General features: G+C 62.5%; 25 protein-coding genes. 10 read left to right on the top strand and 15 right to left on the bottom strand.

Annotated features, from left to right (window positions below):
• Nucleotides 1-23 precede the first annotated feature (23 nt).
• From FN060_RS13470 to dnaN, 10 genes are all read right to left on the bottom strand, one after another.
• A complete protein-coding gene (locus tag FN060_RS13470) occupies nucleotides 24-1,442 on the bottom strand; it encodes a TRAP transporter large permease (RefSeq protein WP_142588574.1) in 1,419 nt (472 codons plus the stop codon).
• Nucleotides 1,439-2,023, bottom strand: coding sequence for a TRAP transporter small permease subunit (locus FN060_RS13465; protein ID WP_142588573.1), 585 nt, complete (start codon nucleotides 2,021-2,023; stop codon nucleotides 1,439-1,441). The genes FN060_RS13470 and FN060_RS13465 overlap by 4 nt, the downstream gene beginning before the upstream one ends.
• 83 nt (nucleotides 2,024-2,106) lie before the next feature.
• Nucleotides 2,107-3,240, bottom strand: a complete 1,134-nt coding sequence (locus tag FN060_RS13460; protein WP_077547407.1) for a TRAP transporter substrate-binding protein — start codon at nucleotides 3,238-3,240, stop codon at nucleotides 2,107-2,109.
• 145 nt (nucleotides 3,241-3,385) lie between these two features.
• Entirely contained in the window at nucleotides 3,386-3,550 is a 165-nt protein-coding gene (locus FN060_RS13455) for a hypothetical protein (RefSeq protein WP_183949988.1), read from the bottom strand.
• Nucleotides 3,551-3,735: 185 nt separating this feature from the next.
• The gene (locus FN060_RS13450) at nucleotides 3,736-4,716 is read right to left on the bottom strand and encodes a complex I NDUFA9 subunit family protein (RefSeq protein ID WP_142588572.1); all 981 of its coding nucleotides are present in this window, start codon (nucleotides 4,714-4,716) and stop codon (nucleotides 3,736-3,738) included.
• Nucleotides 4,717-4,813: 97 nt separating this feature from the next.
• Nucleotides 4,814-5,101, bottom strand: coding sequence for a DUF1330 domain-containing protein (locus FN060_RS13445; RefSeq protein ID WP_077547409.1), 288 nt, complete (start codon nucleotides 5,099-5,101; stop codon nucleotides 4,814-4,816).
• Between the two features lie 26 nt (nucleotides 5,102-5,127).
• Entirely contained in the window at nucleotides 5,128-5,820 is a 693-nt protein-coding gene (pyrF, locus tag FN060_RS13440; protein ID WP_142588571.1) for an orotidine-5'-phosphate decarboxylase, read from the bottom strand.
• The gene (locus FN060_RS13435; protein WP_142588570.1) at nucleotides 5,807-6,406 is read right to left on the bottom strand and encodes a histidine phosphatase family protein; all 600 of its coding nucleotides are present in this window, start codon (nucleotides 6,404-6,406) and stop codon (nucleotides 5,807-5,809) included. Before FN060_RS13435 ends, pyrF begins: the two co-directional genes overlap by 14 nt.
• Before the next feature lie 6 nt (nucleotides 6,407-6,412).
• Entirely contained in the window at nucleotides 6,413-7,006 is a 594-nt protein-coding gene (gene pmtA / locus FN060_RS13430) for a phospholipid N-methyltransferase PmtA (RefSeq protein WP_142588569.1), read from the bottom strand.
• Nucleotides 7,007-7,129: 123 nt separating this feature from the next.
• Nucleotides 7,130-8,248: a DNA polymerase III subunit beta gene (gene dnaN / locus FN060_RS13425; RefSeq protein WP_052641545.1), complete on the bottom strand. Its 1,119-nt coding sequence runs from the start codon at nucleotides 8,246-8,248 to the stop codon at nucleotides 7,130-7,132.
• 276 nt (nucleotides 8,249-8,524) lie between these two features.
• On the opposite strand from dnaN, the gene rsmI reads away from it, so the two are divergent.
• The 8 genes from rsmI to FN060_RS13385 all read left to right on the top strand — a co-directional run bounded on the left by rsmI (nucleotide 8,525) and on the right by FN060_RS13385 (nucleotide 16,888).
• Nucleotides 8,525-9,421, top strand: coding sequence for a 16S rRNA (cytidine(1402)-2'-O)-methyltransferase (gene rsmI, locus FN060_RS13420; protein WP_142588655.1), 897 nt, complete (start codon nucleotides 8,525-8,527; stop codon nucleotides 9,419-9,421).
• Nucleotides 9,405-9,767: a YraN family protein gene (locus FN060_RS13415; protein ID WP_142588568.1), complete on the top strand. Its 363-nt coding sequence runs from the start codon at nucleotides 9,405-9,407 to the stop codon at nucleotides 9,765-9,767. The genes rsmI and FN060_RS13415 overlap by 17 nt, the downstream gene beginning before the upstream one ends.
• 125 nt (nucleotides 9,768-9,892) lie before the next feature.
• Nucleotides 9,893-11,212 carry a sn-glycerol-3-phosphate ABC transporter substrate-binding protein UgpB gene (gene ugpB / locus FN060_RS13410; RefSeq protein ID WP_142588567.1) on the top strand — a complete coding sequence of 440 codons (1,320 nt, stop codon included), beginning with the start codon at nucleotides 9,893-9,895 and terminating at the stop codon, nucleotides 11,210-11,212.
• 86 nt (nucleotides 11,213-11,298) lie between these two features.
• Nucleotides 11,299-12,183, top strand: coding sequence for a sn-glycerol-3-phosphate ABC transporter permease UgpA (ugpA, locus tag FN060_RS13405; RefSeq protein WP_142588566.1), 885 nt, complete (start codon nucleotides 11,299-11,301; stop codon nucleotides 12,181-12,183).
• Between the two features lie 10 nt (nucleotides 12,184-12,193).
• Nucleotides 12,194-13,042, top strand: coding sequence for a sn-glycerol-3-phosphate ABC transporter permease UgpE (gene ugpE, locus FN060_RS13400; protein WP_142588565.1), 849 nt, complete (start codon nucleotides 12,194-12,196; stop codon nucleotides 13,040-13,042).
• A gap of 2 nt (nucleotides 13,043-13,044) precedes the next feature.
• A complete protein-coding gene (ugpC, locus tag FN060_RS13395; RefSeq protein ID WP_142588564.1) occupies nucleotides 13,045-14,145 on the top strand; it encodes a sn-glycerol-3-phosphate ABC transporter ATP-binding protein UgpC in 1,101 nt (366 codons plus the stop codon).
• 78 nt (nucleotides 14,146-14,223) lie between these two features.
• The gene (gene gshB, locus FN060_RS13390; RefSeq protein ID WP_142588563.1) at nucleotides 14,224-15,174 is read left to right on the top strand and encodes a glutathione synthase; all 951 of its coding nucleotides are present in this window, start codon (nucleotides 14,224-14,226) and stop codon (nucleotides 15,172-15,174) included.
• A 181-nt stretch (nucleotides 15,175-15,355) separates the two neighbouring features.
• Nucleotides 15,356-16,888 carry a YifB family Mg chelatase-like AAA ATPase gene (locus FN060_RS13385; protein ID WP_142588562.1) on the top strand — a complete coding sequence of 511 codons (1,533 nt, stop codon included), beginning with the start codon at nucleotides 15,356-15,358 and terminating at the stop codon, nucleotides 16,886-16,888.
• 76 nt (nucleotides 16,889-16,964) lie between these two features.
• Here FN060_RS13385 and cysK read toward each other — a convergent pair whose 3' ends face one another.
• Entirely contained in the window at nucleotides 16,965-17,933 is a 969-nt protein-coding gene (cysK, locus tag FN060_RS13380) for a cysteine synthase A (RefSeq protein ID WP_142588561.1), read from the bottom strand.
• 130 nt (nucleotides 17,934-18,063) lie between these two features.
• On the bottom strand, nucleotides 18,064-18,528 hold the full coding sequence (dut, locus tag FN060_RS13375; RefSeq protein WP_142588560.1) for a dUTP diphosphatase: 465 nt from the start codon (nucleotides 18,526-18,528) through the stop codon (nucleotides 18,064-18,066).
• Between the two features lie 84 nt (nucleotides 18,529-18,612).
• Here dut and FN060_RS13370 point away from each other — a divergent pair, with 84 nt between their 5' ends.
• The gene (locus FN060_RS13370) at nucleotides 18,613-20,196 is read left to right on the top strand and encodes a peptide chain release factor 3 (protein ID WP_142588559.1); all 1,584 of its coding nucleotides are present in this window, start codon (nucleotides 18,613-18,615) and stop codon (nucleotides 20,194-20,196) included.
• Between the two features lie 63 nt (nucleotides 20,197-20,259).
• On the opposite strand, the gene otsA is transcribed toward FN060_RS13370, so the two are convergent.
• A complete protein-coding gene (gene otsA, locus FN060_RS13365; RefSeq protein ID WP_142588558.1) occupies nucleotides 20,260-21,633 on the bottom strand; it encodes an alpha,alpha-trehalose-phosphate synthase (UDP-forming) in 1,374 nt (457 codons plus the stop codon).
• Nucleotides 21,630-22,493 (bottom strand): trehalose-phosphatase, encoded by an 864-nt coding sequence (gene otsB, locus FN060_RS13360; protein WP_142588557.1) that lies wholly within the window; start codon nucleotides 22,491-22,493, stop codon nucleotides 21,630-21,632. Before otsB ends, otsA begins: the two co-directional genes overlap by 4 nt.
• A gap of 186 nt (nucleotides 22,494-22,679) precedes the next feature.
• Between otsB and FN060_RS13355 the strand changes: the two genes are divergently transcribed.
• Nucleotides 22,680-23,474, top strand: coding sequence for a class II glutamine amidotransferase (locus FN060_RS13355; protein WP_052641566.1), 795 nt, complete (start codon nucleotides 22,680-22,682; stop codon nucleotides 23,472-23,474).
• On the opposite strand, the gene coaBC is transcribed toward FN060_RS13355, so the two are convergent.
• Nucleotides 23,471-24,682: a bifunctional phosphopantothenoylcysteine decarboxylase/phosphopantothenate--cysteine ligase CoaBC gene (gene coaBC / locus FN060_RS13350; protein ID WP_142588654.1), complete on the bottom strand. Its 1,212-nt coding sequence runs from the start codon at nucleotides 24,680-24,682 to the stop codon at nucleotides 23,471-23,473. The genes FN060_RS13355 and coaBC overlap by 4 nt on opposite strands.
• Between the last annotated feature and the right edge of the window lie 18 nt (nucleotides 24,683-24,700).

The raw sequence follows: 24,700 nt of genomic DNA, 5'->3' as shown, positions 1-24,700 counted from the left end.
AGAAGCGCCGGTGGAGAGCGATGTCATCGGCCATAGAATTGTTCTGGCAGGTAGAACACGATCTGCGGGAACATGTACATCAGCGCCATGCTGATGAAGACCATGAACACGAAGGGCAGCACACCCTTGAAGATCTGTGTCAGCCGCACCTCCGGCGGCGCGATCCCCTTCAGGTAGTAGGCTGACATCGCCATCGGCGGTGTCAGGAACGAGGTCTGCAGGTTGAGCGCCACCAATATACCGAAGAACAGTGGATCGATGCCGAACATGTCGAGGAGCGGCAGGAAGATCGGTACGAAGATGATGATGATCTCCGACCACTCCAGCGGCCAGCCCAGGAGGAAGATGATCAGCTGCGCCAGCAGCAGGAACTGGAACGGCGTCAGATCCAGGCCTCGCACGAACTCGGAAATCACGTGCTCTCCACCGAGGTAGGAGAAGACGGAGGAGAAGGTGTAGGAGCCGACGAAGAGCCAGCAGACCATCGCCGTGGTTCGAACTGTGAGATAGACACTTTGCCTGAGACGGTCCCAACTCATCGCTCTATAGAGCACAGCGAGAACCATGCCGCCGAGTGCTCCGATCGCGGCCGCTTCGGTGGGCGTCGCCAGCCCGAAGAGAATCGAACCCAGCACTGCCAGGATGAGGACGGCCAGCGGCAGGAATGAGGTCACGATCATCCATGTAAGCTTGAAGAACGGAACATCCGGGACTTCGTCCGCCGTCGGCTTGGGCGCCACGCTCGGCTGCAGGATCGAGCGCCCGACAATATAGATCAGGTAGAGTCCCACGAGGGTAAGGCCCGGCAGCAGGGCCGCCGAGTAGAGGCGCACGATCGATGTCCCTGACGCTGCCGCATAGACGATTAGCATGATCGACGGCGGGATCAGGATCCCGAGCGTTCCCCCGGCGCAGATGATGCCGGTCGCGAACGAGTGGTCGTAGCGCGCCTTCAGCATTGCCGGCAGCGCCAGCAGGCCCATCAGGGTCACCACTGCACCCACGATCCCTGTCGCCGTCGCGAAGAGCGCGCAGGTGACGAGGGCGGCGACGCCCATCGATCCTGGAATATTCTTCGAGGCGATATTCAAGGTGCTGAACAGGCGGTCGACGATGTTCGCCCGTTCGACGATGTAGCCCATGAACAGGAACAATGGCACGGCTGTCAGGACGTCGTTCGCCATCACCGTGTAGGTCTGGTTGATGAAGAGATCGAAGACCCGGTTGTTGAAGAAGCCCTCGATCCACAGGCTGGTGCTGTCCCACCACCCTGCCGTTTCGTCCAGCCGGTTGAAGGAGCGCCACATGCGGTTCGGTTCGAAATAGGCATAGTAGCCGAAGCCGATGCCCATCGCCATGAGCGTGAAGGCGATCGGAAACCCGAGAAACACCACGAAGATGAAGAGCCCGAGCATCAGGAGCGCGACTTGGGGATCCGTCATGCCTGATCTCCCGAAAGCTCGGCCTGTTTTTCTTTGATTAGAAGGGTCTCAGTCTCTTCGACATCCTCCTCCGCCTCGATCCAGAAGCCGTCCCGTATGCACTGGATGCAGCGGAAGACCTGGGCGATTCCCTGGATGAACAGGAGAATCCCGGCCGCGACAATGGCGGTCTTGAACTGGTAGATTGGGATGCCGGCCGGGCTGTTGACGCTTACTTCGCCATAGCCCCAGGATCGCGAGGCATACTTCCAGCCCGCGAAGATCAGTGCCGTGACACCCGGAAAGAAGAAGAAGATATAGAGAACTAGGTCGACCGTCGCCTGCGTCCTCGGCCGCCATAGGCGGTAGATAAAGTCGCCCCGCACGTGCCCGCCGCGTGAGAGCGTATAGGCGCCCCCCATCATGAACAGCGTACCGTACATGATGAACGAGACGTCGAGCGCCCAAGGCGTGGGGCGGCCGACAATATAGCGGACAAAGACCTCATAGCTCGTGCCGAAGGTCATCAGTAGGATGAGCCAGGCGAAGGCCTTGCCGAACCATGCCGACAGCCCGTCGGCGAACCGGATGAATGCGATCATCGACGTGAACGTCTTCCTGATGGGAGAGGGGCCGGCAGGCGCGACTGCGCCTGCCGGCATTACCACTTGCGGTCAAGAACGGCTCAGAGCTTGAGCTTGTTCGGGAAGTAGTGGTTGTAGGCGAGCTGGTAGTCCGGGGATGCCATCAGTTCGAAATAGGTGACCCGTTCTACCCAGGCGCGCTGGCTGTCGAGCACCTTCTTCATGAAGGCGTCCTTCTCGAGCTCGACAATCAGGTCGTCCCATGCCTTGATCTGCGCATCCAGGATCTCCGTGGACGTCCGGTGCACGTTGACGCCTGATTCCTCCTGCAATTTCTTGAGGTCGGCCGAATAGTTGTCCATCGCCGACGCGGTGTTGGCAGTGGACGCCGCCTCGACAGCATACTTCACGATGGCCTGGAGGTCCGGCTCGAGATCTTCATAGAAGCCTCTGTTGAACAGGAACTCGAAGGATTCCGACGCCTGGTGGTACGAGGAGAGGTAGTAGTTCTTCGCGACATCCTGGGCACCGAATCGCAAGTCGGACGACGGATTGTTGAACTCGAAGGCATCAATGACGCCTCGTTCCATCGCCGGGACGATTTCGCCACCCGGAAGCTGTGCAACGGACATGCCCATCGCCTGCATCAGGTCCGCGGCAAGGCCGACGGTACGGTACTTCAAGCCGTTGATGTCGCTGACGGCGTTGACTTCATTCTTGAACCACCCGAACGGCTGAGCGAACATCGGAAAGCCCAGGTAGCCCACGACCTCAAGACCGAGGATGTCCTGCTGCAGTTCCCGATAGAACTCTGCGCCGCCGCCGGCATAGAACCAGGACAGCATGGTTGTCGCCGAACCCCCGAAGACCGGACCGGTGCCGAACAGAGACGCGCCCTTGTGCTTGCCGTACCAGTATACCGGAACCGAGTGGGCCGCGTCGATGACGCCGTCATGGACAGCGTCGAGAACCTGAAAGGCGCCCACGACTGCGCCCGCTGGCAGCAGGTCGACCGTCAGCCGTCCTCCGGACATTGCGTCGACACGTTCGGTGAACTGCCGGGCAAAATCCATCCAGATGTCCGACGCCGGCCACGACGTCTGCATCTTCATCACGATCGGTGATTGTGCGAGTACGGCCGGTGCCGCGAGAGTGCCTGCGGCTGCTCCGCCTGCGGTTGCGCTGATCTTCAGAAACGAACGGCGCGTATGCGCCTTCTTCTCAGGCTTATCCATTGATTTCTCCTCCCAATTGGGCGGGCTTTTGCCCTTCTCCCACGATCAGTATTGAGGAAAAACTTTCGAACAGCAATACGCTACGGACACGTCAGCTTCAAATTGACGCGCCGGTTGGACAGGATGCCAGAGAATTGTTTGACGTTCAGCGCGTCGAGGCGCTCGGTATGGAGCCCGTTGCGCAAGGATCTACTCCATAGGCCGGAGCGCACTTGCCGCCGCCTGCCGCGCCCGTTTCCGGGGCGATGAAGGAGCCGACGAGGATCGTCAGTGCCGCACACGCAAAAAACAGTGCGATGGGCTTGCCCATGGAGAAATGCCTTTCAGACCAATGTGATTGAAGCGTAATTTCGCTGCAGCCGTGTATGACCCGCCTGCAGGATTTTCAATAGAGGAACTTGCTGAATCCCGCGTTAATGCTCAAGGCAAGACCGAGTGGGGCGTTCGTGCCACAGGCGGCGTCAAGCAGGCTCGCCGAACCGGCAGGAGATTGCCTCAGGCCGCTTTGCCGCTGTTGGTGAACTGGCCTTGCGGACGATACTGGACGAGGTAGGAGGGCACAACAGACGCGAGATGCGTCGGACGGATACCCATGCCCTCCAGGGTCCGGCCATCGCGAATCGCCTCTTCCGAGACGACGTTGTCCTTCTTCAGCAGCGCGACCTGATCGCTGGTGATCGGCGGTTTGATGAGTGGGATCAGCGAGGCGATGCTGCCGATCATGGAGGCGATGGGGAAGGGGAGAGAGATCAGCGGCCGCTTGCGCGCGGTCGTCCGCAGAACGATTTCCATGCATTCACGGAACGTCAGTACCTCCGGCCCACCGAGTTCGTAGATGCGACCGCCGGGGATGACGCCGTCGACGCCGAGCGCCACCGCCTTGGCGACATCCTCCACATAGACCGGCTGGAACTTCGTCTTGCCGCCGCCGATCAGGGGCAGCGCCGGAAACATCTTGGCCATCCCGGCAAACTTGTTGAAGAAGCTGTCCTCAGGCCCGAAAACGATGGAGGGGCGCAGGATCACTGCGTCCGGAACCGTTTCGAGGATTGCGGCTTCTGCGCGACCCTTGCTCTGCGCGTAGCTCGAGTCGGAATCCCTGTCGGCGCCGATGGCCGAGACATGCACCAGTTTCGCACCGGCGGCGCGTGCCGCTTCGGCCACGGCCCTTCCGCCGAAGTCCTGCACCGCATTGAAGGAGTTGCGCCCGCTTTCGAAGAGGATGCCGACGCAGTTGACCACGAAGGACGCTCCCTCGACCGCACGGTCCACCGAGTACCTGTATCGCAGGTTTGCCTGCACCAGCGCGATCTGCCCCACATAACCATAGGGCAGAAGGAAACCGGCGAGATCCGGACGCCGGACAGCCACCCGGATACGGTAGCCCCGCTTGACGAGGCTTCGTACCACATGTCGTCCGACGAAGCCCGAGCCTCCGAACACGGTGACGAGGGGCGGCAGGTTGGACACGGACATGGGTGGCTCCGGGAACTGTGATGGTCGGGTTGTCAGCGGTCTCTTAGACCAAATGTTCTTCAACGGGAAGCGGAAGAAGTGCCGCGGTTGGCAAGCGTCAGACGCTTTCCACGACGACCATTTCGGCGTCCGCACATTCCTGCCTGATCTTGGCCGCCGCCTGGTATTCCGGCGAGTTGTAGCAGTCCACCGCCGCCTGGACCGAGGGAAACTCAATCACGACATTGCGGCCCCGCGCCTTGCCTTCCAGCTCGACGAACTGTCCACCGCGTGCCAGGAAGTTGGCGCCGAACCGCTCAAATGCCGGCTTTGCCGTGCTGACGTAGTCCTTGTAGCGCTCCGGGTCGCGAACATCGACTCTGGCAATCCAATAGGCCTTGGGCATGCGGGTTCCTCCTTGCGGTTTGAAATTTAGAGCGCGGATGTCATCTCGGCGAGTATCGCACGGGCGGCCGCGCGCGGATCCTCTGCCTTGACGATCGGACGGCCGACGACAAGATGGCTTGAGCCGGCACGCAGTGCGTCGCCCGGGGTCATCACCCGCTTCTGGTCGCCGGCATCGCCGCCGGCCGGACGAATCCCCGGCGTGACGATCGCCATGTCCGATCCGACGATCTTGTGCACCGCCGCCGATTCCTCCGCCGAGCAGACGATCCCCCCCATCCCGGCTGCGAGCGCCTGTTCGGCACGACGCATGACCAGCGTGCGAGCATCCGCCTGGTAACCCACCTCAAGCAGGTCGGCGTCGTCCATGGACGTCAGCACGGTCACCGCGAGAAGGCAGAGGCCTGAACCTTCGGCGGCCTTGACTGCGGCGCGCATGGCCTTCGGATAGGCATGCACTGTCAGCATCGTCATTCCCATGGTGGCAATGTTTTCGACGCCCTTCGCAACAGTGTTGTCGATGTCGAGAAGCTTCATGTCGAGAAAGACGTTCTTGCCGTCCTTCGCGAGGTCGCGGGCGAACTCGATGCCACCTGCAAACGCGAGCTGGTATCCGATCTTGTAGAAGGAAACCGTGTCGCACAGCGTGGCGACCATCTTTTCCGCTTCACCGACGGTCGGGATATCGAGGCCCACGATCAGGCGGTTACGCGCGTGCATGTCCGAATCCCTTCCATTCTTCCATAGCCGTCCAGTCGCATGTCACGATTCTGTCTGCAAGGGAGAAGGCGAAGAGATTGCCCCCGCCAGCGGGCTGGTCGCGGTCCCGCGAAATCCACACACCCTGGAAATGGCATTTCAGGAGCGTCCCCACTCCGCCATGCCCGACGAAGGCAATCGGCATTGCCGGGTCATGGTCGGCGAGGATACGATCGACCGCTTTGACGATCCGTGCCTGCGCATCAATTGCGCGTTCCCACCCCTGGAAACTCTCATCGGGGTGGGCGAAGAACCAGTCAGCCGCCTTCTCGAACTCGGCGGGAGGCAGGAAGCCGGTACTGCTGCGGTCGTTCTCGTGCATGTCGACGGCGACCTCCACCGCAGCCCCCGAAACACGGGCCAGCAGTTCGGCCGTCTCCACGGCCTTCCTCTCATCGCTCGAAACGATACGTTGAAGAGTGGCAGCCCAGGCGCTCTGCGCCGCCTCGTTCGCTCGTGCCCTGCCGGTTTCCGACAGCCCCCATTGCGGAACAGGAACCTGCGGGTCGATGTTCACCTGCGGATGGGTAACATAGACGCCGAACATGGCGAGCTAGCCCCGGCTGTAGACCCAGAGCTGCGCCGGCGGAATGTTCCGGACGACGAAGTCGAGGTGGCGGATATGGAACCGGTCCGGGCGGGCGTCGATGGGAGATACCGGGCTATAGGTGATCTGGACGACGGGCCGGCCGGGCGGCATGCGGTCGAGCAGGTCCTCCAGCAGCGCGATGCGCTTCTCCATCGGAAAGCTCAGCATCGGGATCGCCGAGATCACCGCATCGAACTTGCGGCCCCTCCAGTCACCGAGCGTCGTGTCCAGGTCGAAGGCATCGCCGTTGATGAAGTTGACGCCGGGGATCGTCCGCTTGAGGTGCTGGTAGAAATCGGTCGAATATTCGATCGAGACGATATTCTCCGCCGCCACGCCGCGGTCGATGATCGCCTTGGTGATGATGCCGGTGCCGGGTCCGAGTTCAAGAACCGGCAGGCCCGACGCCGGATTGATGACGCTCGCCATGCGACGCGCGGTGACCGCTGAAGTCGGCAATATGGCCCCGACGCTCTTGGGGCCGTCGATCCAGCCCTTGAAGAACCTGATCTCCTCGTCGAACTTCCGGCCCAGCCTTTCCTTCAGTCGCAATTCCATCAGGTCTCTCCTCCTTGATCCATAAGGGCTTATGTGGGGTCAATGACGCAAAAACAAGGCAGAATGTCGCATCTGGAAAACGACAGCAAAAAAGCGGCAGGTTTCCCAGCCGCTTTTTCTGTGTCAGACGCGCATCGGCATCAGGACGTAGAGCGCGTCATCGCCCGCGGTGTCCCGCACCAGGGTAGGGGAGCCCGCGTCCGCGAGCATGAACACCGCATCCTCGCCTGAAAGCTGCGCCGTGATGTCGAGCAGGTACTTGGCGTTGAAGCCGATCTCCAGCGGATCGTGTTCATAGCCTACTGCGACCTCTTCCGTCGCGCTGCCGGAATCGGGATTGTTTACGGTAAGCGTCAGTTGCCCATCGGCCAGCGACAGCTTCACGGCACGGCCTCGCTCCGACGAGATTGTCGATACGCGGTCGACAGCGCGGGTGAAGCTCTGGCAGTCGACGCGCATCTCCTTGTCGTTGTTCGTCGGAATGACGCGCTGGTAGTCGGGGAACGTGCCGTCGATCAGCTTCGACGTCATGATGATGGAGCCGATCGTCAGGCGGATCTTCGCGTCGGAGACCTCGACCGTGACCATCAGGTCGGGGTTGTCGACCAGCTTCTGAAGTTCACCGACGGTCTTGCGTGGAATGATGATGCCCGGCATGCCTTCCGACCCCGAAGGTGCCTCGACATCGGCGCGGGCCAACCGATGTCCGTCGGTTGCCACGGCGCGCAGCTTCAGGTCGCCGCCGGCCTCGATCGTGTGGAAGAAGATGCCGTTCAGGTAGTATCGTGTCTCTTCCGTCGAGATGGCGAACTGGGTGCGGTCGATCAGCATCTTCAGATCGGTCGCCTTCAGCTTGAACGTATGGCTGAAGCTGCCGGCGGTAAGATCGGGGAAGTCCGCCTCCGGAAGGCACTGCAGCGAGAACTTCGAGCGGCCCGACTGCACCGTCATCGAGCCGCCGTCCGGATTGGTTGCCAGCCTGACTTCCGATCCCTCCGGCAATTTGCGGACGATTTCATAGAGGAGATGCGCCGGCACGGTCGTGGCACCCGGCTGTTCGACCATGGCTGCAACCGCCTCGGTGATCTCGAGGTCGAGGTCCGTTGCCTTGAGCTCCAGGTCGGCGCCGGAAGCGCGCAGGAGCACGTTCGACAGGATCGGGATCGTGTTGCGACGTTCCACGACACGATGGACATGGTTCAGCGACTTCAGGAGATTGGACCGCTCAAGAGTAATACGCATGGACGCTACCGCTTCTGACCGGGACGCCGGCAGGAACGGGGCGTCCGCATGTTTGCCGGCCGCAGGGCCGGGAGATGTGGAGGCGCAAAATGGCAGAACATTCCCCTAGAAAGCAAGAGCCGGAAGGGCCGCCACCGGCGCGAATGGGAACTTGTTGCCATGATTCACAGGGAAAACTTCGCGACGCTCCGCTTGCCCGCCTGCCGCACCTCGCCCATAAGAAGGCGAGAGCAAGCAGATCAGCCGGATACCTTCGTGAGCGACGAACAGAAGACCATGGGCCGCAGCTACAGGATCGGCAATACGGCGGTCCCCGCACGCCCGCTGGAGCCGGGGCTCTATCTCGTCGCCACCCCGATCGGTAATCTCGGCGATATCACCCTGCGTGCGCTCGAGACGCTGGCGGGAGCCGACGTGCTTGCCTGCGAAGACACGCGTGTGACGCGCGTGCTTCTGGACCGCTACGGCATCGTCAACCGCCCCTTCGCCTATCACGAACACAATGCCGCCGAAGCAGGGCCGAAGCTGCTTGCCGCGCTCGAGGAAGGACGGTCGGTGGCGCTCGTTTCGGATGCGGGCACTCCCCTCGTCTCGGACCCGGGCTACCGGCTGGGACGCATGGCAATCGACGCTGGACACCGCGTCATCCCTATCCCCGGCGCCTCGGCGCCCTTGGCGGCGCTGGTGGGTTCAGGCCTGCCCTCGGACAGCTTCCTGTTCGCCGGCTTCCTGCCGGTCAAGGACAAGGGCAGGCGGGATCGGCTGGCAGAACTGTCGCGCGTGCCGGCGACGCTCGCCTTTTTCGAATCGCCCCACCGTATCGGGGCGAGCCTTGCCGCCGCAGCCGATGTTCTCGGAACGGCTCGCGAGGCGGCAGTGTGTCGCGAATTGACGAAGGCCTTTGAGGAATTCCGGCGGGGCACGCTGGCGGAACTGGCTGACTTCTATGCGGAGCGGGCCGTGAAGGGCGAAATCGTCCTCCTGATAGCTCCTCCTGAAATCGATGATGTGCCGGGGGCGATGGAGGTCGATGTCCTGCTGAAGGAACTGGCGGCCACCATGCCGACATCCAAGGCGGCCGCCGAGGGCGCGCGCCTCACAGGGCTGTCGAAGAAGGACCTCTACCAGCGGCTGCTGGCGCTGAAGGACGGAGACGGTGGCAAAGCAAGCTAGGGAGAGGCGCCGGGCGGAACGGCGCGGCCATTTCGCCGAATATGCCGCCGCACTCTTTCTGCTGGCGAAAGGCTATCGGATCCTCGCCATCCGCTTCCGTACAAAAGCCGGAGAGATCGACTTGGTGGCGCGCAAGGGCGATCTGGCCGTCTTCGTCGAGGTCAAGGCGAGGGTCGGAGAGCGGGAAGCGGTGGATGCCGTGAGCGCGACGGCCCAAAGACGCATTCGCGCAGCAAGCGACATATGGCTTTCACGCCGTCCGGATGCCGCGCGCCTGTCGCAACGCTACGATGTGGTTGCCGTACTTCCCGGCCGTCTTCCAAGGCACTTTCCAGACGCATTTTGACCTGTGCGGCCTTCCGTTGGGCGGCGCCGTGGATTGTAATATTCCCGACACATTACTGTTACGTCAGCGTCATGCTGCGACCCTATTGCGATCCCGTTCCGACAACGGAGTAAGGGATCACAACAATGTTCAAGACGCTATCAATCGCCACGTTCGCGGCAGCCATGTCCGCTTCTTCGGCCCTGGCCGCGACCGAGATCAGCTGGTGGCATGCAATGGATGCCCAGCTTGGCCAGAAGCTGGAAGCCATCGCCGAGGCCTTCAACAAGAGCCAGAGCGAGTACAAGGTCGTTCCGACCTACAAGGGCAGCTACCCCGAGACGCTGACGAGTGCCATCGCTGCCTTCCGCGCCAAGGAGCAGCCGGCGATAGTACAGGTCTTCGAAGTTGGCACCGGCACGATGATGGCTGCCAAGGGCGCTGTGAAGCCGGTCTACGAACTCATGACGGAGGCCGGCGAACCTTGGGAGGCTTCAGCGTTTCTCGCTCCCGTGACAGGCTACTACTCCGATACGGAAGGGAACATCCTGTCGCTTCCGTTCAACTCGTCCACTCCGATCATGTACTACAACAAGGACGCCTTCGAGAAGGCCGGTCTGGATCCCGAAACCGCTCCGAAGACTTGGGCAGAGGTGGAGGAGTTCTCGAAGAAGATCATGGACTCCGGCGCTGCCAAATGCGGGTTCACCAGCGGCTGGATCTCCTGGGTGCAACTGGAAAATCTGTCGGCCATCCATGATCAGCCTTATGGCACGATGGAAAACGGTTTCGGTGGGCTCGGCACTGAGTTCACCTTCAACGATGACGTGCAGGTCAAGCATTGGAGCAATCTGAAGAAGTGGGCCGATGCGGGCATCTTCCAGTACGGCGGTCCCGTTGGCGGTGCTGACGCTCCTGCGAAGTTTTATTCGGGCGAATGCGCGATCTACATGAATTCGTCGGCCTCCCGTGCCGGCGTCATCGCCAATGCCAAGGATTTCGAAGTCGGCTTCGCACCGCTGCCCTACTATGAGGATGTCATCGCGGAGCCGAAGAACTCGATCATCGGCGGCGCCACCCTCTGGGCTCTCGCCGGCCACAGCGACGACGTCTACCAGGGCATTGCCAAGTTCTTCACCTATCTCTCGCAGCCGGAAGTACAGGCCGACTGGCATCAGGCGACCGGTTACCTGCCGATCACCAATGCTGCCTTCGATCTCGGCCAGGAACAGGGATATTACGAACAGAACCCGGGTTCAGATGTCGCGATCAAGCAGATCACCCGGGGCACGCCGACCCCGAATTCCAAGGGCGTCCGCTTCGGCAACCTGACGCAGGTTCGCAATGTCGTGGATGAGCAGTTCGAAGCGCTTCTGGCCGGCCAGAAGGATGCGCAGCAGGCACTCGACGACGCCGTCGCCGGCGGCAACCAGATCCTCCGCGACTTCGAAGCCGCCAACAAGTGAGACCGTGAGAGGCCGGCTCGGCCGGCCTCTCCACCTTTCCGGGCAACCGCCGGCACGGCGCGGCTTGCCTCGTGGGCTGAGAATACATGCAAACCAAACGCGTCATCTTTTCCAACAAGCTGCTGCCATATCTGTTGCTCGCGCCTCAGCTTGTCATCACGCTTGTCTTCTTCATCTGGCCGGCAATCCAGGCTGGCAGGTCCTCGTTCGAACGAGAGGACCCTTTCGGCTTCCGCACGACATTCGTCTGGTTCGAAAACTACCGCCGCATTTTCGCGGATCCGAACTATCTCAATTCCCTCGCCAATACGGCTGTCTTCGCCGTCGCGGTGACGGCCCTGTCGATGAGCCTGTCGCTGCTGCTCGCCGTCTGCGTGAACAGGGTCATGCGGTCGAGCAGGGTCTATACGACGCTGCTCGTCTGGCCGTACGCGGTGGCTCCGGTCGTCGTGGGTATTCTCTGGTGGTTTCTCTTCAACCCGTCGATCGGCCTTCTCCCCTATATTCTCGATGGCATCGGCGTGACATGGAACCATCGGGTGAACGGCGAGCAGGCAATGATACTCATCATCGTCGCGGCGTCGTGGAAGCAGATTTCCTACAATTTCCTCTTCTTCCTCGCAGGGCTGCAGTCGGTGCCCCGTTCGCTGATCGAGGCGGCCGCAATTGACGGTGCCGGACCGTTCAAGCGGTTCTGGACGATCGTGTTTCCGCTGCTCTCCCCGACCACGTTTTTCCTGCTCATCATCAACATCAACTACGCGATGTTCGACACGTTCGGCATCATCGACGCGACGACGGCGGGTGGACCGGCCCAGGCAACCAACACGCTCGTCTACAAGGTCTACACCGATGGCTTCATCGGGCTGAACCTCGGCTCGTCCTCCGCCCAGTCGGTCATCCTGATGCTGATCGTCATCGTTCTGACCGTGGTGCAGTTCCGCTACGTCGAACGCCGCGTGCAGTACTGAGGTGCCGGACATGGTTGAAAACAGACCCTTCCTCGATTTCCTGACCCACCTGGTCCTGATCGTCGGCGTCGCGATTGTCGCCTTCCCCGTCTATGTGGCCTTCATCGCATCGACCCATGGGACCGGTGCCTTCGTCAGCGGGGCAATGCCACTCCTGCCGGGCGGGCACATGATCGAGAACTATACGCTGATGTGGAACGAGGGCCTGACTTCTTCCGGCGCGCCGCCGCTCTGGGTGATGATGTTCAACTCGCTCTGGATGGCGCTGATCATCGCCATAGGCAAGATCGTCATCTCGATCGTTTCCGCCTATGCGATCGTCTACTTTCGATTTCCGTTCCGGGCGCTGGCGTTCTGGATCATCTTCATCACCCTCATGCTGCCGGTGGAGGTGCGCATCCTGCCGACGTTCAAGGTGGTGGCGGATCTCGGCATGCTGAATTCCTATGCCGGGCTGACGCTGCCGCTGATCGCCTCGGCGACGGCGACCTTCCTGTTCCGCCAGTTCTTCCTAACCATCCCGGAGGAACTGATGGAGGCGGCGCGTGTGGATGGCGCAGGCCCGCTGAAATTCTTCCGCGATATACTTCTGCCGCTTAGCCGCACCAATATCGCGGCGCTTTTCGTCATCCTCTTCATCTACGGATGGGTGCAGTACCTGTGGCCATTGCTGGTCACCACCGACAGCAATTTCTACACCATCGTCATTGGCATCAAGCGGCTGTCGGCGAGCGCCGATGCCGAACCGCTGTGGCACTTCGCCATGGCCGCCGTGATGATGGCCATGCTGCCACCCGTCCTCATCGTCATTTGCATGCAGCGCCTGTTCGTCAAGGGCCTGGTCGAAACGGAGAAGTAACTATGGCGTCCATCCAGGTCGAAAACGTCGGCAAGGTGTATGCGGGCGGCGCGCGTGCCGTGAGCGGCATCAGTCTCGATATCGCCGACGGGGAGTTCATCGTCCTCGTCGGGCCGTCCGGCTGCGGGAAGTCCACGCTGCTGCGCATGGTGGCGGGTCTCGAAACGATCACCGAAGGCACCGTTGCAATCGCCGACAGCGTCGTGAACAACCGCGAGCCGGCCGAGCGCGACATCGCCATGGTCTTCCAGAACTACGCGCTCTATCCGCACATGACGGTGCGACAGAACCTGGAATATGGTCTGAAGAACCGCAACACGCCGCGTGCCGATATCGATGCGCGTGTCGCCGAGGCTGCGCGCATGCTGGAGATCGACCAGTACCTCGACCGCAAGCCGCGTGCGCTCTCCGGTGGCCAGCGCCAGCGTGTCGCCATGGGCCGCGCCATCGTGCGCAAGCCGGCAGCCTTCCTATTCGACGAGCCGCTCTCCAACCTTGATGCCAAGCTGCGTGTCTCCATGCGCGGCGAGATCAAGCGCCTGCAGCGCCGCCTTGGCATCACCTCCATCTACGTCACCCACGACCAGCTCGAGGCGATGACACTCGCCGACCGACTGGTGGTGCTGAACGGCGGGCGGATCGAGCAGATCGGTGCACCACTCGACGTCTATCACCGGCCGGCTTCTACCTTTGTGGCGAGCTTCATCGGCTCGCCTGCGATGAACCTCCTGCAGGGTGAACTGCACGGGGGTAAGCTCGCAGTCGGACCGTCGCTGCTGACGCGGGGCGGACATGCGCCGACATCCGGCGAGGTCACCGTCGGTCTGCGTGCGGAAGACCTGCGGGTCGCCGCGCCTGGCGAGGAAGCCCTGCTGTTCCGCCTGGACTATGTCGAGGAACTTGGTTCGCAACGTCTCGTGCACGGCCATGTGGGGGATCAGGCGCTGACGGCGGCGATGCCGCTCGACGTGCAGCTGCACGACGAAATGAGGCTGGCAGCTGATCCGCGACGGCTGCACTTCTTTTCGAGGGACACGTGCAAGCGCATCGAGCTGCGTGACGCTCCGGCGGTCACTCCTCAACCGGCTTTGTATATGGCCTGAACCTGCGCCAGTTGAGGCCGTTGCCTTTGACGAGCCGCCGTCCTACATCAGGCGGGCATTTTTGAAGGGGCAGGGACGATGGCGAACATCCGCAAGGTCGCATTCCAGATGGACCATGTCTCCAGCATCAACATTGCTGGAGATTCCACTTTCGCCATGGCGCTGGAGGCGCAGGCGCGCGGCTACGAGTTGTTCCACTATACGCCGGACCGGCTGACCATGCGCGACGGCAAGATCTTTGCGGCCGTGGAGCCGATGCAGGTCCGGGACGTCAAGGGCGACCACTACAGCCTCGGCGAGCGCGAGCGCGTCGACCTCTCGACCATGGACGTGATCCACCTGCGCCAGGACCCGCCCTTCCATATGGGCTACATCACCTCGACGCATCTGCTCGAGCGCATCCATCCGAAGACACTAGTGGTCAACGACCCCGCCTGGGTCCGCAATTCGCCGGAGAAGATCTTCGTCACCGAGTTCGCCGACCTGATGCCGGCAACGCTGATCAGCCGCGACGTGCAGGAGATCGCCGCCTTCCGGCAGGAAATGGGCGACATCATCCTGAAGCCGCTCTACGGCAATGGCGGTGCGGGCGTTTTCCACTCGGCGCGTGACGATCGCAATTTCACGTCGCTGCTGGAAATGTTCGAACAGGTCTATCGCGGCGAACCTTATATCGCGCAGGCTTATCTGCCGGCCGTGCGCAAGGGCGACAAGCGCATCCTGCTGGTGGATGGAGAGCCTGTCGGCGCCATCAACCGCGTGCCGGCGGAGACCGACAGCCGTTCCAACATGCATGTCGGCGGCCGTGCCGAGGCCGTCGAACTGACGCGGCGTGATCGGGAGATATGCCAACGGATCGGGCCCGCGCTTCGAGAGCGTGGCTTCATCTTCGTCGGCATCGATGTCATCGGCGATTACATGACGGAGATCAACGTAACGTCGCCGACCGGTATTCGCGAGGTGAAGAAGTTCGGCGGCGCCGATGTTGCTGTCCTGCTTTGGGACGCGATCGAAGCCAAGCGCCGCTGAAACTGCGGCTACAGAGCCGTTTTGTTCTCGCGCTACAACCTCGTGCAACCTAAGAGCAACAGAGACGGGAACTAGTTCCTGTGATGTTCTTGTTTTATTCTCATTTCCATGCCAGATTGCAATCGCTGGCGCGGAAAGCGTGGATCGCTTGGCGCTTCTGGCATGAGCTTGGAGGCGGTTTATGGTGGCGCGTGTCTCTACGGTTGCATTTCAGGGCATAGAAGGCGTTCCTGTCGAAGTTCAGGTCATGGTCTCCCCTGGCAAGCTGCTGATGCCGATTGTCGGGCTTCCCGACAAGGCGGTGGCGGAAAGCCGCGAAAGGGTCCAAGCAGCCCTCCATGCCTCCGGACTTTCGCTTCCGCCCAAAAAGGTGACGGTGAACCTCGCGCCGGCCGATCTTCCCAAGGAGGGCTCGCACTTCGATCTAGCCATCGCGCTCGGTCTCATGGCAGCCCTTGGCGCCATTCCGGCCGATGCCTTGTCGGGCTATGTCGTCATTGGCGAACTGAACCTCGATGGCACGCTGGCGCCGGTGGCCGGCGCCCTCCCGGCAGCGATTAGTGCCAATGCGCTCGGCAAGGGGCTGATCTGCCCTGCCGACAGCGGACCGGAAGCGGCCTGGGCCGGCGCCGATATCGACATTCTCGCGCCCCGCAGCCTGATTGCCCTCGCCAATCATTTCCGCGGCACGCAGGTAATGTCACGACCGCAACCGGCGATCCGCGCGCTGCCGGCCAACCTGCCGGACCTCATCGATATCAAGGGGCAGGAAAGCGCGAAGCGCGCGCTGGAGGTCGCTGCGGCGGGAGGCCACAACCTGTTAATGGTGGGTCCCCCTGGCTCGGGAAAGTCGATGCTGGCGGCACGCCTGCCGTCGATCCTTCCGCCTTTGTCTGCGGCAGAACTTCTCGAAGTGTCGATGATCCATTCCATCGCCGGCCAGCTCTCCGGCGGCAAGCTTTCGGACCGCCGTCCGTTCCGCACGCCGCATCACTCCGCCACCATGGCCGCTCTCGTTGGCGGCGGGTTGCGGGCAAAGCCTGGCGAGGCTTCACTCGCCCACCACGGCATCCTCTTCCTTGACGAGTTCCCGGAGTTCGCGCCGCAAGTGCTGGACGCGCTACGCCAGCCACTCGAGACGGGGGAATGCGTTATTGCCCGCGCCAACCACAGGGTCTCCTATCCGGCCAGCATTCAGCTTGTTGCGGCAATGAACCCGTGCCGCTGCGGCATGGCCGGAGAGCCTGGCCACACCTGCGCACGCGGGCCGAAATGCGTGTCGGATTATCAGGGACGCATTTCAGGACCGCTGATGGACCGGATCGATATCCGGATCGATGTTCCGGCAGTCTCTGCAGCCGATCTCATCAGGCCTCGGCCGGCTGAGGCGAGCGCCGACGTCGCAAGACGCGTCGCCGCCGCCCGTGAGCGGCAGCAGGAGCGCTTCCGGGCGGCAGGGGCGCCACATGTCTCGACCAACGCACGGTGCTCCACTGCGTTGATCGAGAAGATCGCCGAGCCGGATGCGGGGGGACTTCAATTGCTGCGCGATGCGGCGGAGAAGTTGAAGTTCTCCGCGCGCGGCTACCATCGGGTCCTGAAGGTCGCCCGCACGCTTGCCGACCTCGATGGATGCGATACCGTCAGTCGCGTCCATCTGGCCGAAGCGATCTCCTACCGCATGGCAGGGGAGCGGCTCTCGGCGGCGGCCTAGAAGAGACAGCGAACACTTGGTGGCGATTAGCGAGTAGCGAACGGACGCATCCGTCCGCCACTCGGCATCAGGATGTTCAGCCGCCCAGACCTTCGAACAAGGCCGTCGACAGGTAGCGCTCGGCGAAGGAGGGGATGATGACGACGATGTTCTTGCCCGCGTTCTCTTCGCGGCTACCCACCTTGATCGCCGCGGCGAGTGCCGCGCCGGAGGATATGCCGACTGGCACGCCCTCCAGCCGGGCGACGAGCCGTGCCGTCTCGAACGCCTCGTCGTTGGAGATCGTGACGACCTCGTCATAGACGTCGGTATCGAGGATCTGCGGCGCGAACCCCGCACCGATTCCCTGGATCTTGTGGGGGCCCGGATTGCCGCCGGAGAGGACCGGGCTGTCGCTCGGTTCGACTGCAACCACCTTGAGCTCGGGCTTGCGGCCCTTCAGCACCTGCCCCGCGCCGGTGATCGTGCCGCCGGTGCCGATGCCGGAGACGAGGATGTCGACCTGGCCGTCCGTGTCGTTCCAGATCTCCTCGGCCGTCGTCTTGCGGTGGATCTCGGGGTTAGCCGGGTTCTCGAACTGCTGGGGGATGACGGCGTCGGGCAGAGTGGAGGCGAGCTCCTCGGCCTTGGCGATGGCACCCTTCATCCCCTTCGGGCCTTCCGTCAGCACCAGTTCTGCCCCAAGAAGTGCGAGCATCTTGCGGCGCTCGATCGACATCGTCTCGGGCATGGTCAGGATCAGCTTGTATCCCTTGGCGGCAGCCGCGAAGGCGAGCGCAATGCCGGTATTTCCGGATGTCGGCTCGACCAGCGTCGTCTTGCCGGGGGTGATCTTGCCCTGTGCTTCCAGGCTCTCGATCATCGCCACGCCAATACGGTCCTTGACCGAAGCGATCGGATTAAAGAACTCGAGCTTGGCGAGCAGGTTCGCCTTGACGCCCTTCTCCTTCGCCAGCTTGTCGAGGCGGACGATGGGCGTATCGCCGATCGTCTCGGTGATGGAGGAATAGATCCGGCCGCGGCCGGGCTTCTTTGTGTCTGCCATGATGCTCTCCCTAGATTACCGATAGGGTAGGGCGACTTTTGCTTCAACGCCAGCCACGACGCATCGGATCCGGGAGATGCTGCGGAATTTTGTTCCAAGGGGAGGGCAGGCCGAGGCAGGGCTTGCTCAATCACACACCGGTTGATCCGAAGCCTCCGGCGCCCCGCAAGGTCTCTCCCGTCTCGCTCACCTCGTGGACCTGCACCTGTGTCACGGGGGCAATGACCATCTGCGCGATGCGCATCCCGCGCGAGATCTCGAATTCCTCCTCGCCGAGATTGACGAGCAGCACCTTCACCTCGCCGCGATAGTCGCTGTCGATCGTGCCGGGCGTGTTGAGGCAGGTGATGCCGTGCTTGAAGGCAAGACCGGAGCGCGGGCGGATCTGTGCCTCGAAGCCTTCGGGGATCTCGAGCATGAAGCCGGTCGGCACCAACTTCCGTTGTCCCGGCTTCAGTATCAGCCTCTCGTCCTCCGCGATCGCGGCCGGCAGATCCATTCCCGCTGCCCCACGGGTCTCATAAGTTGGCAGCGGCAGCCCTGCCCCATGAGGCATTCGGACCAACCTGAGGACCGGACCAATGATATCACGCATGCCGAGGCTCCTTTGTTTCCGAGGTGAATTGCATAAAGACGGCCGGATCGCTAGATAGGCGCCAACTGACAGGATTTACCGGACATGGCTGAAAGTCTCGCAGAGGCGGTATCCCGCCGCCGCACCTTCGCGATCATCGCGCACCCGGACGCGGGTAAGACCACACTCACCGAAAAGCTGCTGCTGTTCGGCGGCGCAATCCAGCTTGCCGGCGAGGTGAAGGCGAAGAAGGACCGCATCCAGACCCGCTCGGACTGGATGAAGATCGAGCGCGAGCGCGGAATCTCCGTCGTCACCTCGGTGATGACCTTCGAATACGAAGGCAATGTCTTCAACATTCTCGATACCCCGGGCCACGAAGACTTTGCGGACGACACCTACCGTACCCTGACGGCGGTGGATGCGGCCGTCATGGTCATCGATGCGGCAAAGGGCATCGAGCCGCGCACGCTGAAGCTCTTCGAGGTCTGCCGGATGCGCGATATCCCGATCATCACCTTCGTCAACAAGATGGACCGCGAGAGCCGCGATCCGTTCGAAATCCTGGACGAGGTCGAGGAGAAGCTGGCGCTCGATACGGCGCCTATCACCTGGCCCGTCGGCCGCTCGAAGACGTTCTGCGGGTCCTACAATCTGGCGAACAACACCTTTCGCGGTGCAGACACACAGGTGGAGCCTCTGCCCGTGAATGGACCGCAGAGCGTGGCCGACCGACTTCCGGAAAACGAACGCGCGGCCTTCATCGAGGAGACGGAACTCGCCAGGGAGGCTTGCCGTCCCTTCGACCGCCAATCCTTCCTGGAAGGGCATATGACGCCCGTCTTCTTCGGCTCGGCGCTGCGCAATTTCGGCGTTCGCGATCTCATCAACGCGCTGGGAGCCTTTGCGCCGCCACCGCGCGACCAGGTGGCGGATCTGCGCACGGTTCATGCCAATGAAGACAGGATGACGGCCTTCGTCTTCAAGATCCAGGCGAACATGGACCCCAACCACCGCGACCGCATTGCCTTTGCCCGCATCTGCTCAGGAAAGCTCGAACGCGGCATGAAGGCGCGGCTGGCGCGCACCGGCAAGCAGCTCGGGCTGACTGCACCGCAGTTCTTCTTCGCGTCGCAGCGCCAGCTTGCCGATACGGCCTATGCCGGCGATGTTGTCGGCATCCCGAACCACGGCACGCTCCGCATCGGTGATACGCTGACAGAGGGCGAGGCGCTGGTCTTCCAGGGCGTACCGAACTTCTCGCCGGAAATCCTGCGCCGCGTGCGGCTGGAAGATGCCATGAAGGCGAAGAAGCTGAAGGAGGCTTTGCAGCAGATGGCGGAAGAGGGGGTCGTCCAGCTCTTCCAGCCGGAGGACGGCTCGCCGGCGATTGTTGGCGTCGTCGGTGCCCTGCAGCTGGACGTGCTGAAGGAGCGCCTGTCGGCCGAATACGGTCTGCCGGTCTCCTTCGAGATGGCGCGGTTCTCCGTCTGCCGCTGGATCTCTGCGGACCAGCCGGCGGAATTGGAGAAGTTCATCAACCAGCGCCGCGGCGACATCTGCCGTGATCTCGACGGCGATCCCGTCTTCATGGCCCAGGACGCATTCTCGCTACGTTACGAGGCGGAGCGCTATCCCGCCATCAAGATGGTCGCAATCAAGGAGTATCACGTCGCCAAGGCGGCGTGATCACGGCGGCCGAGCCTCAGCTCACGCCGGCAAAGTAAAGCGCGAGGCGGGTCTCACCGCCTCTCAAGCCTGCAGATCCTTGAGGAAATCGTCGCACCAGCGCATGACATCCCGTTCGAGAAGGTGGTCCATCATCCCGCGCCACCGCTCCTGCCGCTCCTCCAGCGACATGCTGAGGCCGCGGGCGATGGCATTGGCCGTACCCTCGATATCATAGGGGTTGACCAGCAGCGCCCCTCGAAGTTCCCGGGCGGCGCCGGCAAAACGGGAAAGCACAAGAACACCGGGATCTTCCGGGTCCTGCGCCGCGACATATTCCTTGGCAACAAGGTTCATGCCGTCGCGCAACGGAGTGACCAGTCCTATCTTGGCAAGCCGGTACAAGCCGGCAAGCACCGGGCGGCCGATCGAGCGATTGATGTAGCGGATCGGCACCCAGTCCACCGTGCCCATGGCACCGTTCACCCGGCCTGCCTGTTCGGCCACGGTGCGCTGCATCGCTTCATACTCCGGCACTTCCGAGCGGGATTTCGGCGTGATCTGCAGATAGGTCACCTTGTTGTGGTAGCCGGGGTTTGCCTTGACGAACTGTTCAAAGGCGTCGATCCGCTGGGTGATCCCCTTGGAATAGTCCAGCCGGTCAACGCCGATGATCAGGTCGCGGCCTTCGATGCTCTGTCGCGCCTTTCGCACCATGATGTTGCTTGCCGCCTTGCGCGCGAAGTCGGCGAACGCGGCCGTCTCGATGCCGATCCCGTAGTAGCCGCCCCTGAACGTCCTGCCATAGGAGGTGAACCGACCATCGCCGAGGGCGTCGCCAATGCCCTCGCGCACGAGACCGCCCCCGAAGTTCGAAAGATCGTGGTCGGTCTGGAAGCCCACGAGATCATAGTGCGACAGGCCGCGCATGATTTCCTCATGCACCGGCATGGTGAACAGCACGTCGGCCGGAGGCCATGGGATGTGCAGGAAGAAGCCGATCTTGTTCTTGAAGCCCATCTGCCGCAGTTCCGCCGCGAGCGGGATCAGGTGATAGTCATGCACCCAGATGACGTCGTCCTCCTGCAACAGCGGTGCAAGACGATGCGCAAGGAAGCGGTTCACGCGGAAGTAACCGGCCATTTCCTTGCGGCCGTACTCGGCTAGGTCGAGACGGTAATGGCAGATCGGCCAGAGAACGCGATTGGCGAAGCCCTCGTAGTATTCCTCCACGTCCGTCTTCGTCAGGTCAGTCAGCGCATAGGTGATATTGCCATGCTGCTGCTGGGCGAGTGGCTCAGGCTCACGGGAACCGCTGGACTTTCCGGACCAGCCCATCCAGATTCCGCCCCGCTCCTGTAGAGCCGCCTGCAAGGCGACAGCCAGTCCACCGGCTGGCGCAGCCCCGCCCTTTGCCGGCAGTGTCACACGGTTCGAAACGACCACAAGACGGCTCAAGCGGTTCTTCCTTTCAAGGATGATGGCAATGATGTTGAGGACGGAAATTCGGAACCATCGCCCGCTGTCGCTGCACGTGCGAGGGCCTGGCGAAGGTCCTCCGCCGATGCGATGATGCCACGGGCCTCTGTGCCCCCCGGGGCATCAGCGATGCGGATCGAGTGGCCACCCATTCGGTTGACGATCCGGAACATATCCTCGTCGGTCACGTCGTCGCCGATGGCGATCGGCCGCCGCCCCCGAAAGGTAGCTTCCTCAAGATAGGATTGGACCGCGCTTCCCTTATTAGCGCGCGCTGGCCGGATCTCGAAGACCATCTTGCCTCGCTGCAGGGTGAAATCGGAGCCGGCCTGGAGCAGGTAGAATTCCATCGCCTTCTCGACCTCGTCGCGCCACTCCGGTGCCTGGCGATAGTGCGCCGCAACCGCCGCTCCCTTATCTTCGACGAGAACGCCAGGCCATTGCCCGGCCGCTGCCGCAAGCGCAGTCTTCACCTCCTCGAAGGCCGATGTGGCCGCCACCGCGTCCACCGAGCCGTCGACCATGCGCCGTTCGGCACCATGCAGTCCGGCGACAGGAAGCTCGTAGGGTTTGAATAGCTTGTCGGCATAGGGAAGAGCCCGACCCGTCACCAGTGCGAGCGCTCCGTTCAGGCGCCTGGAAAGCGCCACAAGATTGCCAGGAAGGTCAGGCGGTACCACGATAGCGTCCGGCGAGGGGGCGATATCGACGAGGGTACCGTCGATGTCGAGGAAGAGGGCCCAAGCCTCCGGTTCCCGCGTCAGCGCATCGACCAACCATTCGATCTGTTGAAGCGGCCCTTCCGGTGTCCCGGATTGCGACGGATCTGAGTGTTGCATGCGCCTTTATCTATATCGTTGAACCGACGTGACAAGGTCGAGGCAGGGTCCGGCTGCCATGGAAGACGCGCCGGGCGGTCATAAATCCGCCATGCTCGGTGACCGATTTAACGCCCCGTTAATGATCTGCGTTGAAACTTGTTTAACCGGCAGCATGCGCTGCCCGTGACCGAAGTCAGAGGGAACATGTGCCGCTGGGCAGCCTATCGCGGTGATCCGATCTATCTCGAGGAGCTCGTCTCCTCCCCCGCCCATTCGCTGATCGAGCAGTCGCATTGTGCGACCCGGGCGAAGACTGCGACGAATGGCGACGGTTTCGGGATCGCCTGGTACGGAGACAGGCCGGAGCCTGGGCGCTACCGCGACATCCTTCCCGCCTGGTCCGACTGCAACCTGCGCAGCATTGCGCGCCAGATCCGTTCGCCGCTTTTCCTGGCCCATGTGCGAGCCGCGACCCATGGGGCAACCCGCCGCGACAACTGTCATCCCTTCGTACATGGACGCTGGTCCTTCATGCACAATGGCCAGATCTCGGGCTTCGACCGCATTCGCCGGCGCATGGAAAGTCTCCTTTCCGACGAACTCTTCCATGCCCGCACCGGCACCACCGACTCGGAACTGCTTTTCCTCCTGGCGCTGGAATTCGGGCTGGAGGTCGACCCTCATGCCGCCATCGCCCGCGCCATTGCGACCGTGGAGAGCCTTTCTGAGGAAGTCTGCGGCGACGTGCTCGTTCGCTTCACCGCAGCCTTCTCCAATGGCGAGGCGCTTTATGCGGTGCGCTATGCGACAGACGACAAGCCCCCTACGCTCTATGCCGCGCCGCTCGGCAACACGTTGAGCTACTGCCTCGTGTCCGAGCCGCTGAACGACGACACGGATTCCTGGGCGGAAATTCCCAATGGATCGATGATCGTCGTGAACGACCGCGGCCTCGATGCCGAGCCCTTCCTGCCGGAGGCGACGGCGCGAGCGGCCTAGCGCTCTGCAAGCCGCTCGGCGATCAGGCGGGCGAGCCTGTCAGCCACTTCATCCTTGGTGAGATCCGGCCAGGCTTCCACGCCCGTTGGGGAGAGAACCTTCACGCGGTTGCGGCTTCCTCCCATGATCCCGGTCTCTGGGGAAACGTCATTGGCGACGATGAGGTCGGCACCTTTCCGCTCGAGCTTGCGGAGCGCGTTTTCCTCGATGTCCTGCGTCTCGGCCGCAAAGCCCACGACCACCCGCGGGCGCTTCACGTGATGGCCCACGGTCTTCAGGATGTCCGGATTCTCCGTCAGGATCAGTGGGGCAGGGGCATCTCCTGCCTGCTTCTTGATCTTCTGATCGGAGGAGGTGGCAACGCGCCAGTCCGCAACGGCCGCTACCATCACCGCCATGTCGACGGGCAGCCGCGACAGCACGGCATCACGCATCTCTTCCGCACGCTCGACATGAACCGTCGTCACGCCAGCAGGATCTGGAATGGTGACCGGCCCCGAGACGAGGGTGACGTCGGCGCCAAGACGGGCGAGAGCCGCTGCTATGGCATGGCCCTGGCGACCCGAGGAGCGGTTGGCAATGTAACGGACCGGATCGATGGGCTCATGGGTTGGTCCGGACGTGACAAGTGCTGTCCGGCCTTCCAGCGGCCGATCACGGTCTCGAAGCAGGGCTGCTGCCGCGTCGGCGATCTCGACCGGTTCGGCCATCCGCCCGAGACCTGCCTCGCCGGACTCGGCCATCTCGCCGCGCATCGGGCCGAGGAAGCGTATTCCGTCGGCGCGCAGCATGTTGACATTCCGCTGCGTTGCGGGCGCCGACCACATCTTCGGGTTCATGGCTGGTGCCGCCAACACCGGCTTGTCGGTAGCGAGCAGAACTGTGCTGGCAAGGTCGTTGGCGAGGCCATGGGCCATCTTTGCCAGAAGATCGGCGCTCGCAGGCGCAATCAGCACCAGATCGCAGTCACGGGCGAGGCGAATATGGCCGACATCCTGCTCGTCCTCGCGGGAAAACAGGTCGCTATAGACATGCGAGGCTGAAAGGGCCCCGACCGCGAGCGGCGTCACGAACTCCTGTGCGGCGGCCGTCATCACCGGCCGTACGTCCGCGCCGCGTTCCCTGAGCCGCCGGATCAGGTCGAGGCTCTTGTAGGCGGCGATGCCGCCCGAGATGATCAGAAGAATACGCTTGCCGCCAAGTTCCATGAAGAGACCCGCCATGAG

This window comes from Pseudorhizobium halotolerans (genome assembly GCF_902153235.2).
Taxonomy (GTDB): Bacteria; Pseudomonadota; Alphaproteobacteria; order Rhizobiales; family Rhizobiaceae; genus Neorhizobium; species Neorhizobium flavum.
The sequence above is the reverse complement of the archived record's forward strand: the minus strand, read 5'-3'. Positions and strand labels throughout refer to the sequence as shown.

Coding starts and splice junctions, on each gene's coding strand:
- ugpA (WP_142588566.1), top strand. CDS start 11,299: ATGCAAACCAAACGCGTCATCTTTTCCAACAAGCTGCTGCCATATCTG.
- dnaN (WP_052641545.1), bottom strand. CDS start 8,248: ATGCGTATTACTCTTGAGCGGTCCAATCTCCTGAAGTCGCTGAACCAT.
- ugpE (WP_142588565.1), top strand. CDS start 12,194: ATGGTTGAAAACAGACCCTTCCTCGATTTCCTGACCCACCTGGTCCTG.
- coaBC (WP_142588654.1), bottom strand. CDS start 24,682: ATGGAACTTGGCGGCAAGCGTATTCTTCTGATCATCTCGGGCGGCATC.
- ugpB (WP_142588567.1), top strand. CDS start 9,893: ATGTTCAAGACGCTATCAATCGCCACGTTCGCGGCAGCCATGTCCGCT.
- otsB (WP_142588557.1), bottom strand. CDS start 22,493: ATGCAACACTCAGATCCGTCGCAATCCGGGACACCGGAAGGGCCGCTT.
- ugpC (WP_142588564.1), top strand. CDS start 13,045: ATGGCGTCCATCCAGGTCGAAAACGTCGGCAAGGTGTATGCGGGCGGC.
- FN060_RS13460 (WP_077547407.1), bottom strand. CDS start 3,240: ATGGATAAGCCTGAGAAGAAGGCGCATACGCGCCGTTCGTTTCTGAAG.
- cysK (WP_142588561.1), bottom strand. CDS start 17,933: ATGGCAGACACAAAGAAGCCCGGCCGCGGCCGGATCTATTCCTCCATC.
- FN060_RS13465 (WP_142588573.1), bottom strand. CDS start 2,023: ATGATCGCATTCATCCGGTTCGCCGACGGGCTGTCGGCATGGTTCGGC.
- FN060_RS13450 (WP_142588572.1), bottom strand. CDS start 4,716: ATGTCCGTGTCCAACCTGCCGCCCCTCGTCACCGTGTTCGGAGGCTCG.
- FN060_RS13370 (WP_142588559.1), top strand. CDS start 18,613: ATGGCTGAAAGTCTCGCAGAGGCGGTATCCCGCCGCCGCACCTTCGCG.
- FN060_RS13470 (WP_142588574.1), bottom strand. CDS start 1,442: ATGACGGATCCCCAAGTCGCGCTCCTGATGCTCGGGCTCTTCATCTTC.
- rsmI (WP_142588655.1), top strand. CDS start 8,525: ATGGGCCGCAGCTACAGGATCGGCAATACGGCGGTCCCCGCACGCCCG.
- pyrF (WP_142588571.1), bottom strand. CDS start 5,820: ATGCACGCGCGTAACCGCCTGATCGTGGGCCTCGATATCCCGACCGTC.
- FN060_RS13385 (WP_142588562.1), top strand. CDS start 15,356: ATGGTGGCGCGTGTCTCTACGGTTGCATTTCAGGGCATAGAAGGCGTT.
- FN060_RS13455 (WP_183949988.1), bottom strand. CDS start 3,550: ATGGGCAAGCCCATCGCACTGTTTTTTGCGTGTGCGGCACTGACGATC.
- gshB (WP_142588563.1), top strand. CDS start 14,224: ATGGCGAACATCCGCAAGGTCGCATTCCAGATGGACCATGTCTCCAGC.
- FN060_RS13435 (WP_142588570.1), bottom strand. CDS start 6,406: ATGTTCGGCGTCTATGTTACCCATCCGCAGGTGAACATCGACCCGCAG.
- pmtA (WP_142588569.1), bottom strand. CDS start 7,006: ATGGAATTGCGACTGAAGGAAAGGCTGGGCCGGAAGTTCGACGAGGAG.
- FN060_RS13445 (WP_077547409.1), bottom strand. CDS start 5,101: ATGCCCAAGGCCTATTGGATTGCCAGAGTCGATGTTCGCGACCCGGAG.
- dut (WP_142588560.1), bottom strand. CDS start 18,528: ATGCGTGATATCATTGGTCCGGTCCTCAGGTTGGTCCGAATGCCTCAT.
- FN060_RS13355 (WP_052641566.1), top strand. CDS start 22,680: ATGTGCCGCTGGGCAGCCTATCGCGGTGATCCGATCTATCTCGAGGAG.